The sequence below is a fragment of the Caballeronia hypogeia genome (genome assembly GCF_001544875.2).
GTDB classification, from domain to species: domain Bacteria; phylum Pseudomonadota; class Gammaproteobacteria; order Burkholderiales; family Burkholderiaceae; genus Caballeronia; species Caballeronia hypogeia.
Genome location: NZ_FCOA02000021.1, coordinates 1 through 13331, shown reverse-complemented (window position 1 = coordinate 13331; position 13331 = coordinate 1). Strand labels below are relative to the sequence as shown.

The following is a 13331-nucleotide window of genomic DNA, read 5'->3' as shown; positions in this document are numbered from 1 at the left end:
CAGCGGGGGCGTCAGGGCAGCATGCGCAGCGTGAGATGACGCCAGCCGTCGGCGATGCGCTCCGCGACCAGCTCGCCCGTCGCGCAGACCGCGCGGCGCGTATCGGATGCGGGCACGCTGATGCGTACGTCGTTTTGCGCATGCGGGATCGGCTCGTCGCGATGAATCGCGATAAGCAGACTCTGTGCATCGCTTTCGATGACGACGCGCCAGCGTCCCTGCGCGCCGTGCCGCCATGCTTCGCTCTCGCCGTCGTCCTCGACGCATTCGCCCTTCGCGACGCCCGCGCCCGCGCACGGCAGCGCGATGAACGCGCGTTCGTCGGCGGGTTGCGCGAAGTGCTGCTCCGCGATGTTGAGCGCGATGACATGACCTTCGCGGATCAGCATGACGGGGCGCTCGTGCGGCGCGGGCAGCGTCACGGTCGCGCCGCCTTCGAAAACCTCGCCGCTCCAGTACGACGCCCAGCGCGCGCCCTTCGGCAGATAGACTTCGCGCGCGCTCCGGCCCGGCTCTACGACGGGCGCGGCCAAAAGCGCGGCGCCGATCATCATGTCGTCGCCATCGGCGAGGCAGCGCGGGTCGTCGGGGAACTCGGCGAACATCGGCCGCAGCACTGGCTCATAGTCGCGATGCGAGCGCCACAAAAGCTCGTAGAGGTACGGAATCAGCCGGTAACGCAGCTTGATCAGCCCGGCGATGATCCCGGTCGTTTCCGGATACATCCACGGCTCGTTGACGGTGCCGTCGTCGTTCCACGAGTGGATGGAGAAGCGCGGCAGGAAGATGCCGAACGCCACCCAGCGCGCGAGCAGTTCGGGACCGGGCGCGGGGCCCGCGAAACCGCCGATGTCGTGACCGCTGTTCGACACGCCCGACATCGCGAGACCGAGTCCCATCTTGAGATTGAAGCGCAGCGTTTCCCACGACGTGTAGTTGTCGCCGGACCACGTCTGCACATAGCGATGCATGCCGACGCCGCCCGAGCGCGACACGAGAAACGGCCGCGCGCCGGGCGCGTGCTCGCGCTGCGCGTCGCGCGAGACGCGCATCATCAGTTGCGTTTGCAGGACCCTGGCTTCGCGCGCCGGAAACGGCTTGCCGAAGCCGCGCGCGATCGCATCGGGGCTCCAGATCTCGAACTCGTTGTTGTCGTTCCAGGTCGCGGCAATGCCGTGGCGCAGCAGGCTGTCCTTCACGCGCGCTTTCCACCAATCGATGGTCGCGGGATTCGTGAAGTCGAGATACGCGCCGACTTCGTCCCAGAACTGCACCCACGCCGGCTCGCCGCCGGCCGTCTCGATGAGCAGGCGCGCTTCGGACACGGCGTCGAACAGCGGATGGTCCTGCAGCAGACACGGCTTGATGTTCGGGCACAGGCGCACGCCTTCGCGCAGATAGCCGGCGACGAAGCCATCGACGTCGGGGAACTTGTCGCGATTCCAGTTGAACACATAGCGCTTGCCGTCGATCGACGTATAACCCGACGACAGATGGAACGAATCGCACAGGATGTCGTGCTCGCGGCATCGTGCGATGAATTCGCCCATGCGCGCCTGCGCGTCGGGCGCGTCGGTGTAGCTCATGGTCGAGCCGGAGTAGCCCAGGCCCCACTTCGGCATCCATGCGGGGCGGCCGGTCAGCCAGGTGAAGCGGCGCACGGCGTGCAGCGGCGTGTCGGGCGACGCGATGAAGTAGTAGTCGAGATCGCCATGCTCCGCGACGAAGTGCCGATAGTGCCCGTGATAGTTGTCGAGCTCGCGGCCCATGTCGAAGCGGCAGTCGGCGAGCGTGTCGTAGAAAAGCCCGAAGCCCGTCGATGCGTGCGGCTGCCACGTCACGTAGAACGGAATGTGCTTGTAGAGCGGATCGGTCGTGCGCGCGCTGTAGCCCATCGCGTCGATGTTGCGCATCTCGTAGCTCTGATGGGCGCGGTCGAGCGTGCCGGCGCGTTCGCCGAGGCCGACATACATCTCATCCGGCTTGCGCTCGATGTAGTGATACACGCGCGCGTCCCACCAGCCGAAGTTGTACGCCTGCGTCCTCCGGTCGTTCATCACGTTGCGCCAGTGACCGTCGCGCCTGATGTCCCACGCGCAGAAGCCGCCGTCGAGCGTGATCGTGAGGCGCAGCATCGGCGTTTCGAGGACGATCTCGTGCTCATGCTCAAGCACGCGCGCGGGAGGCGGCTCGAAGCCGCTCATGTCGAGGCGCTCGCGTCCTTCGAGCGGCGCGTCTTCGGCGCCGGGCGCGATCGACCAGGTGCGCGGCCCGCGCAATTCGCCATGCGGCAGCACCAGCACGCGGACGATGTCGTCGGCGAGATGGAAGATTTCGATGCGGCAGCCCTCCGCCGACGTGAGCGTGAGCCGATGCGGCTCCGCGTGCGAGAGGCTGAAGAGCGGACGATTCTTGAGGTTGGCCATGATATGTACCCGGGTTGTTCGGTCTCACGCGCGCAGCGCGGATTCAGGCGGTTTGGCATCGACCTTCACGCCGCGCATCAGTACGACGAGCAGCGCCGCGCCGATCAGATCGAACGCGCCGAGCGCGCCGAACAGCGGCGTGAAGCCGACGGTATCGGCCAGCGCGCCGACCATCAGCGAGAAGCCGAGGCCGCCGATCCACGCCGCCATGCCCGCGAAGCCGGCGGCAGTGCCGACGTCGCCGGGCTCGAAGACATCGGCGGCGAGCGTGTTGACGAGCGCGGAGATCATCTGATGCGCGAAGCCGCCCACGCAGAACAGCGCAATGGCTTCGTAAGGCGACGCGACCAGCCCGATGCACGCCGGGCCGATCATCATGAACGCGCCGAGCACCACGCCCGTGATGCGCGATGCGACCAGCGGCATGCGCAGCCGCTTCATCAGGAAGGGCGACAGATAGCCGCCGAAGAGCCCTCCCAGATCGGCGGCGAGAAACGGCAGCCACGCGAACATGGCGATCTGCTTGAGGTCCATGTGCCGCTCGGTGGCGAGATAGAGCGGAATCCAGAAGCTGAATGTCTGCCACGCGGGTTCGGCGAAGAAGCGCGCCTGCGCGATGGCCCAGAAGCGCCGCGTGCCGAGCACTTCGCGAATGCGCCGCCGGGTGCGCGGATGCTGCGCCACGGGCGTCTGCCCTTCGGCGATCGCGCGGCGTTCCTCCTCACCGATGCGCGGATGCGCTCCCGGCGCGCGATAGAGCCAGTACCAGGACGCGGCCCAGACGAAGCCCATCGCGCCAGTCACGACGAAGGCGCTCTGCCAGCCGTAGCGCAGCGAAAGAAAGACGACGAGCGGCGGCGCGAACAACGAACCGAGCGACGTGCCCGCATTGAAATAGCCGACCGCGACGGATTTCTCGCGGTTCGGAAACCACTCCGCGACGACCTTCATGCCGGCGGGAATGGCGACGGCTTCCGAAAGACCCATGAGCCCGCGCAGCGCCGCGAGCGATATCCAGCCGGTGGCGAGCGCGTGCGCCATGCCGGTGGCCGACCAGAGACACGCGAACAGCGCGAAGCCGAGCCGCAGCCCGATCAGGTCGATGATCAGCCCGCACACGGGCTGCATGATCGTGTAGCCGATCTGAAAGGCGCCGACGACATACGAGTATTGCTGGGTGCTCATGTTCATGAGCGTCTTCAGCTCGGCGGCCATTACGCCGAGCGCATTGCGCGAAAGGTAGTTGACGATCGTGCCCGCGCAGACGAGCGCGATGATCCACCAGCGCAAGCCGATGACTTTTTTCAAGATTGAGTCTCCGTCTCATGGCGGGCGCGAAGCGCGGCCGTGCGCGCGCCCTGTCTTATGTGTTGATCGAATTCGAACATTCGATATCGAAAATGCGGAATTAATCGTACTACTACACGCGAACGCGAGCGATTCATGCGACAAATAGTTTCGTTCTCGCTCGATATTGTTCGTTTGCGCGCATCGGCCGCTGGTCGGTAATTCCTCTCTCAGGAGAACTCCTAGGATTTAACCGGCCATTACCCTTTGCCCCGGCTCCTTCCTAAACTTGTTTCAAAAGGAGGAGGCACCCATGGCCAAGCTGATTCACACGATGATTCGCGTGCAGGACCTGCAGCGCTCGCTCGACTTCTATCAGAAGGCGTTCAACCTGGGCGTGGCGCACCGGCTCGACTTTCCGGACTTCACGCTCGCTTATCTGCGCAACGACGAAACCCACGCCGAGCTGGAGCTCACCTGGAACAAGGGACGCGCCGAGCCGTACACGCATGGCGATGGCTACGGCCACGTCGCGGTGAGCGTCGAGGATGCGAAGAAGGATCGCGAGCGCATGATCTCGCTCGGTCTCGCGCCGCTCGACCTGAAGGAGTTCAAGGGCGACGACGGCCAGTTGATCGCGCGCTTCTTCTTCATCCTCGACCCGGACGGATACAAGATAGAAGTGCTCGAACGACACGGACATTACGAATAGGCAATCCGCGCAGCACGGTGGCACGGCGGTAATGCGGTAGGGCGGCACTACACACATAAGCGGTTGAAGCACCCCACAAGGAGAGAGACATGCGAGACACGATCATCCCGATCGTCGCGCAGCGGCGCGCGCACGATGGCGGGCATCATCACGACCACGATGAAGTTGCCGCCACACCCCCAAAGATCGCGCTCACGCGACGCGAATTCCTGCGCGGCACCGGCGTGCTGGTGGGCACGATCGCCGCGACGTCGATCTTCGCGAGCCTCGCGCCGAGCCGCGTCTGGGCGCTGGAAATGCAGGGGCTCGACACGCATCAGGGCGAGGTTCTGCTGCAGGTCACGCGACAGATCTATCCGCACGCCACGCTCGACGACGCCGTGTACGCGCTGGTCGTGAAAGACCTCGACGCCAAGGCGAAAGCCGATCCCGCCGTGCGTCAGCAACTCGCCGACGGCGTCAAGCAGCTCGACGCCAAAACCGGCTCCGACTGGACCAAACGCAGTGAACACGACCGCGCGCAGGATGTCGCCGCGCTCGCGGGCACGCCGTTCTTCAACACGGTTCGAAGCACCGCCGTGGTTTCCCTGTACAGCAACGCGATGGCTTACACGCACTTCGGCTACGGCGCGGCTCAGGGCGATGGCGGCTATCTCTATCAGGGCTTCAACAATCTCTCCTGGCTGCCCGATCCGCCCGCGGCCGACAGCGGCCCGATTCCGAAAGACGGCTGACCCAATCGAGCGATCTGACGGAAAACGGAGACAGACATGTACACGGACAACAAGGTGCAGTTCAAACACAACGACGCACACGTCGTGGTGGTCATCGGATCGGGCGCGGGCGGCGGGACGCTGGCCAACGAACTCGCGCAGAAGGGCATCGACGTGGTCGTGCTCGAAGCGGGCGCGATGCACACGCAAGGCGATTTTTCGACGGAGGAGTGGAGCGCTTTCAAGCAGCTCTCATGGCTCGACAACCGCACGACATCGGGTACGTGGCGCGTCGCGAAGGACTTTCCGAATCTGCCCGCGTGGATCTGCAAGACCGTGGGCGGCACGACCGTCCACTGGGCGGGCGCGAGCCTGCGCATTCAGCCGTACGAGTTCAAGGCGAAAACCACATACGGCGACATCAAGGACGCCAATCTGCTCGACTGGCCGGTCACGCGCGCGGATCTCGACCCGTACTACGACCGCGCCGAGAAGAAGATGGGCGTGACGCGCACCAATGGCTTGCCGGGACTTCCGGGCAACAACAACTTCAAGGTGATGTCCGCGGGCGCGATGAAGGTCGGCTACAAGGAATGCAACACCGGCCACATGGCGATCAACAGCACGGTGCGCGACGACCGCACGCACTGCTTCCAGCGCGGCTTCTGTTTTCAGGGCTGCCGCATGGGCGCGAAGTGGTCGACGCTCTATACCGAGATTCCGCACGCGCAGATGACCGGGCACATGGAATTGCGTCCGCAGTCGCATGTCGTGAAGATCGAGCATGACGCGCGCGGCAAGGTGACGGGCGTCGTCTATTTCGACAAGGACGGCAAGATCCAGCGGCAGAAGGCGCGCGTGGTCGCGGTGGCCGGCAATTCGATCGAAACGCCGCGCCTGTTGCTCAACTCGAACTCGAGCAAGTTCCCCGATGGCCTCGCGAACGGCTCGGGACAGGTCGGGCGCAACTATATGCGGCACACGACCGGTTCCGTGTACGGCGTGTTCAACGACAAGGTCGAGATGTTCAAGGGCACCACGATGGCGGGCATCATCGAGGATGAGGCGAAGTTCGATCCTTCGCGCGGGTTCGCAGGCGGCTATCACATGGAGACGGTCTCGCTCGGCCTGCCGTTCTATGCCGCGTTCCTCGATCCGGGCGCGTGGGGCCCCAACTTCGCGGCGGCGATGGATCACTATCAGTACACGGCGGGCATGTGGATCGTCGGCGAGGACATGCCGCGCGAATCGAATCGCATCACGCTCAACAGCCAGGTGAAAGACCAGTACGGCATGCCGGTGCCGAACGTCCACTTCGACGATCACCCGAACGACGAAGCGATGCGCGCGCACGCCTACAGGCAGGGCAGCGCGGTGTACGAAGCGGCAGGCGCGAAGGCGACGTATCTCGTGCCGCCTTATCCGTCGACGCACAATCTCGGCACCGCGCGCATGAGCGCGAAAGCCGACGACGGCGTGTGCAACGCGCACGGTCAGACGCACGAAGTGGCGAACCTGTTCATCTCCGATGGCAGCCAGTTCACCACCGGCGCCGCCGAAAACCCGACGCTCACCATTGTCACGCTGGCGATTCGTCAGGCCGATTACATTGCGGGCCAGATGAAGCAGCACAGGGTTTGATGCAATTGCCGTTATGAAGCGTGCGGAGTAGTTTCTTTGGTTGGCCGTCGTGCGTATTCGTGCACAAGCACGACGGCCCGTTTCCTGGAGGCTGAGCTCATGTGTCGGGTGTACATCAACGCCGATCCGATCCTGTATGAATCGCGCACGCGTTCGCTGCGCATTCATGGCGTGATCACCACGGTCCGGCTGGAAAATCTGTTCTGGGACGTGCTGCAGGAAATCGCCGGTCGCGAGAATCTGACCACCAGCCAGTTCGCCGTCAAGCTCTACGACGAACTCATCGCGCTGCGTGGCGAGGTTCCGACCAACTTCGCATCGTTCTTGCGCGTGTGCTGCCTGCGCTATCTGTCGATGCGCGAAGCGAAGCAGACCGCGGAAAGCGAGGCGGCGGGCGGAGCGCCGCTGCGGGTGTTAAAGGCGGGGTAGCGTCGCTTGCCTTACTCGCGATACGCCGCGAACTTCGACGTCTTCCCGATTCCCGGATTGAAGCAGTTGCAAGGATCGAGCTCCTTGTAAAACGCGGCGAGCTGCGGCTTCGCTTCGTACAAATGCCCGACGTTATGCTCGGCGGGATATTCGGCGCCGCGTTCGTCGAGCAATTCGAGCATCTCGTGCTCCAGCGCCATGCAGTCGTTGCCCTTGACGACGATGTAGTCCTGATGGAATACGTGACACAGGAAGTGCCCGTAATACAGCTTCAAGATCACGGGCGCTTCGATCCTCTCAGGCAGCCGCTCGAACCAGTCGCGATCGTTGCGCCGCAGCGCGATATCCAGCGCGACGATATCCTCCACTTCGCGATGATGCACCGCGCGATATCGCACCGCCGCGCTCGCCGCCGCGAAGCGATGCAGGAACGCCTTGCGCCCTTCGTCTTCGGTGCATTCGAAGTACGCGCCGCCTGAATCCGCGAATCGCGCCGAAAGATACGCGCGCGCTTCCTCGACGCCCGCGGCCGGCACCTTCAGCATCAGATGATGCTCGTACCGCTCGCGATATTCCTTCAATCGCGCAGGCAGATGATCGGGCAGAAGCTCGCTCACGAACTGGAGCATGCGATCGGTGAGATGCTTCGGCATGAAGCCCAGACGTTCGAACCACGCATCGCAGCGCGTCTTCAGGCTGAAGAACAGCGGCAGACGGTCCGTGCCGAACCTGTCGATGATCACGAACAGGTCCTTGCCATACTTGCGCGCGACATCGAACGCATCGCGATGCAGATACTCGCCCGCGAGCGGCAAATGCGTGAAGTTCGCGAGCGCGTGACGGCGGATATCGGTGAGCGCGCTCGTATCGTTCGTGCCGATGTAGAACACCTTCGCGCCTTTCTCCGTCTCGAACGTGTCGAGCCGCACCGCGAACGTCATCACCTTGCCGGCCGAGCCGGATGCTTCGAACAGGCGGCGCGGGTCGGCGTTGAAGCGCGCGGGCGTGGGCGCGTCGATGTCGCGCACGTGCGTCGCGTATTCATGATCGGAAGCCGCCGCACCTTCGCGCACATCGGCATCGGTGAAGGCGCCGCTTTCCATGCGCGACAGAATCTCCTCGGGCGCGCCGCCGAGCTCGATGCCCAGATGATTCACGAGGCGCGGCACGCCGCATGAATCGACGGCGGCGAACAGCGCCATCTCCGTATAGGCCGGTCCGCGACGCACGAGCGAGCCGCCCGAGTTGTTGCTGATGCCGCCCAGCACCGAAGCGCCGATGCACGATGAACCGATCACCGAATGCGGCTCGCGGCCGAGCGGCTTCAACGCGCGTTCGAGCTGATCGAGCGTCGTGCCCCCTATGCAGACCACTTGCCGTCCGCCGCCGATCAGATGGACGCGCCGGATGCGCGTCGTGCTGACGATGACGACATCGCGGTCGTAGTCGTTGCCATCGGGCGTCGAGCCGCCGGTGAGCCCGGTGTTCGACGCCTGCGTGATGACGATCACGCGCGCCGCCACGCACGCGACGAGCGTGCGCCATTGCTCGACCAGTGTGCCGGGGCGCACCACCGCCAGCACGCGGCCCGCGCCGAAGCGGTAGCCGGTGCGATAGCGGCGCGTTTGCGCATCGCCGGTGAGCACGTTGCGAGCGCCGACGATCTCGCCGAGCGAGGCGATCAGCGTCGTGGCCGTGCCATCGAGCGCAATCGAAGCTTGAGCAGCATCGGACATGATGGCGGCCTCACGCGCGATGCGGTTCCGAAGCCGGCGCATCCGCAGCGCCTGACGCGCCCGCGCGTTGCGTCAGCGTAAGGACAGCCCCGAGCAGCAGCGCCGCCGCGACGACGACGAGACCCGCGTTCGTGCTGTGCGTCACGTCCTTCATCCAGCCGATGATCGAAGGACTGACGAAGCCGGCGAGATTGCCGATGGAGTTGATCATCGCGATGCCGGCGGCGGCGGCCGTGCCGGTCAGCACGCTGCTCGGATAGGTCCAGAAGACCGGCATCATCGACAACACGCCCGCCGTGCCGACGGACAGCGTGATCATCGCGATAACGAGATTGCCCGTATGCAGCGTGCTCGCATAGAAGCCCACGGCTGCGGCCACTGCCGCGAGCGCCAGATGGCGGCGGCGTTCGTTGCGACGGTCAGAGCTGCGCGCGACGAGGATCATCGAAACGATCGCGAATGCGTAGGGCACGGCGGTCAGGAGGCCGACATCGAGCGCATCCTTCACGCCCGCCGCCTTGATCAGCGTGGGCAGATAGAAGCTCACGCCATAGAGGCCCATCATGCAGCAGAAGTAGATCGCCGCGAGCTTCCATACGCGGCCGTTCGCGACGACGGCTTTGAGCGAATGATCCGCGCCCGCCGGTTCGTCACGTGCGATGTTCTCTTCGAGAAGCTGCTTTTCGCTGTCATCGAGCCACTTCGCGACGCGAATGCCGTTCGGCAGCATGAAGAGCGTAAGGACGCCGAGCACCAGTGACGGAACGGCTTCGATAAGGAAGAGCCATTGCCAGTTCGACAAACCGTGAACGCCGTTGAACGCCTGCATGATCCAGCCCGACAGCGGACCGCCGAGCACGCCCGCGACCGGAATGCCCATCATGAACAGCGCGTTGATGCGGCCGCGTCGCGAGGACGGATACCAGTACGTCAGATAAAGCACGATGCCCGGAAAGAATCCGGCTTCCGCCACGCCCAGCAGAAAGCGCAGCGTGTAGAACATCGCGGGCGTCTTGACGAACAGCGACAGCGCCGAGACGACGGCCCACGTCACCATGATGCGGCTGATCCACACACGCGCGCCCACGCGATGCAGCAGGATATTGCTCGGCACCTCGAACACGAAATAGCCGATGAAGAAGATGCCCGCGCCGAGCCCGTACACCGACTCGCTGAACTTCAGGTCGTTCAACATCTGCAGTTTCGCGAAGCCGACATTGACGCGATCCAGATACGCCGCGACATAGCAGATGAAAAGAAACGGCAGCAGACGCCAGGTCACTTTCGCGTAAATGGCGTTTTCGAAGGCGGTCGTGTCGGTGGGGGTGCGGGCGGCGGATGCGCCCGATGGGCTGTGCGGATTCATCGAAAGTCTCCTGATTCATGTGCGGCTTTTGCGCCGGCAACTGGCTTTGCTGGAGCGCATTGTTCCCCGACAGCAGGAGCCTGTCGAGACGCCGAACCACTGGTCCTACCACTTCTTGATGCCGTGCCAGAAGGCGTTGAGCGCGTCGGTCAACGCCCGCGCGGCTGCACAGGATTCCGCACGCCCGTACCGGCACGGGCGTTCTGCATCACGTCCAGCCCTTGAGTCGCAGGGTCGCGCGCACGAGACGTTGCTCTTCCGCCTCGATTTCCCGCAGGCACGCGGTCGTTCTGGCGATATGCGCGCTCGCGGCTTTCCGCGCCTGCTCCGGCTGTTTGCCCAGCACGGCCTTGTAGAGACGCGCGTGCTGCGTATCGATCACGCGCTTTTCCGCTGCGCGATGGTAGAGGTTGTTCACCGATGCGAAAACGGAGCTCAACAGCAGGTCAGTGAGCGAACTCAACGTGTGCACGAGCACCGGATTGTGCGAAGCCTCGCTGATCGAGAGATGAAACGCGTAGTCGAGCCGCGCGCGGGTCGATTCGCCCACCTCGCTTTCGTTCGCGGCGAGCATTTCCTCGTAACGGCGCGTGATCAGCGCGAAATCCGCCTGCGTGCCGCGCAGCGCGGCCAGACGCGCCGATTCGGCTTCGAGCATCTCGCGCACTTCGAAGATGTCGTAGAGCGTGCGCGGTTGCGAGCCGAGCAGATGCATCATCGGAGTGAGGGCGGGTTGCGCGGTCAGCGAGGCGACGAAGGAGCCGCGCCCGTGCGAGGTTTCAATGATGCCGCGCGTACGCAGCACCTTGAGCCCCTCGCGCACCGCGGAGCGCGACGCACCGAGCTTTGCCGTGAGCCGCCGCTCCGAAGGCAGAGCCTGGCCGGGCTTCAGCACGCCGTCGACGATCAGGCTTTCGATGCGTCCGGCCACGACATCCGCGATCTGCTGCGCGTCTTCCGTACTGTCTTCATGCATGGCGTCTCTCACTGGTCCGACCACTTTGCGAGCTTGCGATTTCGCCGATGCTAGCATTTTCGCGGCGGTGTCGAGTGAGAGAGCGGTCGCGCCGCAAGGCGGCGACGCGACCGCTCGTGTCATGCAAAGCTCAGCTGGTCAGCGCCTGCGATTCCATGGAGACGCCGCGATTCGCGACGTAGTAGAGAATGCCGGGCACGAGCAGGCTCGGGATCCAGCTCACGTCCGCGCCGATTATCTTCGCGAAGTAGCTGTGATAGAACGAGAGGTCCATGAACGGCAGCGTGCTGGCAATGCCCAGGCAGTAGATCGCGATGGTCGACAGATTGAACTTGCCGTACTGACCGCGCGAGTCGTACATCTCCGTGACCGAATAGTCGCCGCGTCGAACGAGGTAGTAATCGACGAGATTGATCGAACTCCAGGGCACGAGCACATAGATCTGCGCGTTGAGGATATCGGCGAAGTAGTCGTTGAAGTGGTATTGCGTGCCGATGCCGATGACCGTTGCGATCGCGGCCGTCACCGCGAGCACGGAGAACTTCGTGAGCTTGCCCACGCGCGTCATCTTGCGAAAGCCGCTGAAGATGGTCACGGTGGACATATACGCGCTGTAAAGGCTCAACACGTTGAATTCCAGCACGCCGAGCACGATGATGACGAGCGCCGGACGCGACCAGCCGCCGAACATCGAGGCGATGCCCGTGCCCGGATCGTTGGCGATGGAAGGCGTGACCGTGGCGAGCAGCGCGCCCAGCATCATCACGAGCAGCGAGCCGAGCAGCCCGCCGAGATACGTGTACCAGAACGTGTGCTTCGTCTTCACGCTGACGGGCAGATAACGCGAATAATCCGCGACATACGGGCCGAAGCCTAGCGTCCACGAAGCTGCCTGCGCCACGACGAGATTGAAGGCGCCAGCCGAAAAGCCGTGCTTCGCATGATGAATCTTCGTCAGCATGTCGGGCTGCGAGAACACGAGCGCCGCCGATGCGAAGAAGATGACGCACGAGAGCAGCGTCATGTACGCGCCCATCTTGTGGATCAGCTCATAGCCGATATAGCTGATGACGAACGTGAGAACGCCGAACAGGATGATGGCCGCGTTGTCGCTCATCGGATAGATGGCCTTGATCGAGTCGCGCATCACGACGCCGCCTGCAGCCACAAAAAGAATGTAGGCGAGCACGACGATCGCGAGCGGCAACGCGGCGCCGAACACGCCGAACTGCGCGCGGCTCTGGATCATCTGCGGAATGCCGAGATGCGGCCCTTGCGCCGAATGAGCGGCCATGAACACGGTGCCGATCACATTGCCGAGCACCAGCCCGACGATGGTCCAGAACAGGTCCAGTCCGGCGACGATGCCCAGCGTGCCGATGACCAGCGCCGTCACCTGCATGTTCGCGCTGAACCAGATGGTGAACAGGCGTTTGGGCGTGCCGTATCGCTCGTTGAGCGGAATGAATTCGATACTGCGCTTTTCCACATCCATGATCAGTCTCCTAAGGGGCCGAACGCATCGAGCCTTCGATTACCGTTGCAGGTCGATGCCACTGTAGGAGGCCGTTTTTTTGAGCACTATCTCATTTCGGCAATTACGGGTCATCCCTAGCCATCGCGCTTTCAGGCGCATTACGGAAGCAAGCGCACTGCGTCATCGCACGAAACAAAACGGCCCGCGACGAGTGCGTCGCGGGCCGCGTTCCGTCAAGGACGGAGAGACTGCGTCAGCCGTACACGGGGAAACGCTTCGTCAGTTGCGCGACCTGCTCGCGCACGCGCGCGATGGTCTCGGCGTCTTCCGGCGCCTCCAGAACGTCGGCGAGCAGATTGCCGACGAACTCCGCTTCCTTCACGCCGAAGCCGCGCGTGGTCATCGCGGGCGAACCGAGACGAATGCCGCTCGTGACGAACGGCTTTTCCGGATCGTTCGGGATCGCGTTCTTGTTGACCGTGATATGCGCGGCGCCGAGCGCCGCTTCCGCCGCTTTGCCGGTGATCTTCTTGGCGCGCAGATCGACGAGCATCACGTGGCTTTCCGT

General features: G+C 63.9%; 10 protein-coding genes and 1 pseudogene. 4 read left to right on the top strand and 7 right to left on the bottom strand.

Annotated elements, in window-relative coordinates; translation table 11 throughout:
• Positions 1–11 precede the first annotated feature (11 nt).
• Together AWB79_RS25570 and AWB79_RS25565 are read right to left on the bottom strand one after the other, a co-directional pair.
• Entirely contained in the window at positions 12–2426 is a 2415-nt protein-coding gene (locus AWB79_RS25570) for a glycoside hydrolase family 31 protein (protein WP_061170235.1), read from the bottom strand.
• 24 nt (positions 2427–2450) lie between these two features.
• Positions 2451–3734 (bottom strand): MFS transporter, encoded by a 1284-nt coding sequence (locus AWB79_RS25565; RefSeq protein ID WP_061170234.1) that lies wholly within the window; start codon positions 3732–3734, stop codon positions 2451–2453.
• Between the two features lie 292 nt (positions 3735–4026).
• Between AWB79_RS25565 and AWB79_RS25560 the strand changes: the two genes are divergently transcribed.
• The 4 genes from AWB79_RS25560 (at position 4027) to AWB79_RS25545 (ending at position 7208) form a co-directional block, all read left to right on the top strand.
• Positions 4027–4425 (top strand): VOC family protein, encoded by a 399-nt coding sequence (locus tag AWB79_RS25560; protein ID WP_061170233.1) that lies wholly within the window; start codon positions 4027–4029, stop codon positions 4423–4425.
• Between the two features lie 89 nt (positions 4426–4514).
• Positions 4515–5159: a twin-arginine translocation signal domain-containing protein gene (locus AWB79_RS25555; protein WP_061170232.1), complete on the top strand. Its 645-nt coding sequence runs from the start codon at positions 4515–4517 to the stop codon at positions 5157–5159.
• Positions 5160–5195: 36 nt separating this feature from the next.
• On the top strand, positions 5196–6779 hold the full coding sequence (locus tag AWB79_RS25550) for a GMC family oxidoreductase (RefSeq protein ID WP_061170231.1): 1584 nt from the start codon (positions 5196–5198) through the stop codon (positions 6777–6779).
• Positions 6780–6878: 99 nt separating this feature from the next.
• Complete coding sequence (locus AWB79_RS25545; protein WP_061170230.1) at positions 6879–7208, top strand: ribbon-helix-helix domain-containing protein; 330 nt, start codon at positions 6879–6881, stop codon at positions 7206–7208.
• An 11-nt stretch (positions 7209–7219) separates the two neighbouring features.
• Here the strand turns inward: AWB79_RS25545 and dld are convergent, their stop codons facing one another.
• From dld to glyA, 5 genes and pseudogenes are all read right to left on the bottom strand, one after another.
• Complete coding sequence (gene dld, locus AWB79_RS25540) at positions 7220–8944, bottom strand: D-lactate dehydrogenase (protein ID WP_061170331.1); 1725 nt, start codon at positions 8942–8944, stop codon at positions 7220–7222.
• 10 nt (positions 8945–8954) lie between these two features.
• Complete coding sequence (locus tag AWB79_RS25535) at positions 8955–10310, bottom strand: MFS transporter (protein ID WP_061170229.1); 1356 nt, start codon at positions 10308–10310, stop codon at positions 8955–8957.
• A 208-nt stretch (positions 10311–10518) separates the two neighbouring features.
• A complete protein-coding gene (gene glcC, locus AWB79_RS25530; protein WP_061170228.1) occupies positions 10519–11286 on the bottom strand; it encodes a transcriptional regulator GlcC in 768 nt (255 codons plus the stop codon).
• A gap of 130 nt (positions 11287–11416) precedes the next feature.
• Positions 11417–12781: a purine-cytosine permease family protein gene (locus AWB79_RS25525; RefSeq protein ID WP_063963545.1), complete on the bottom strand. Its 1365-nt coding sequence runs from the start codon at positions 12779–12781 to the stop codon at positions 11417–11419.
• Between the two features lie 235 nt (positions 12782–13016).
• A pseudogene (glyA, locus tag AWB79_RS25520) lies at positions 13017–13331 on the bottom strand (serine hydroxymethyltransferase); the annotation flags it as partial.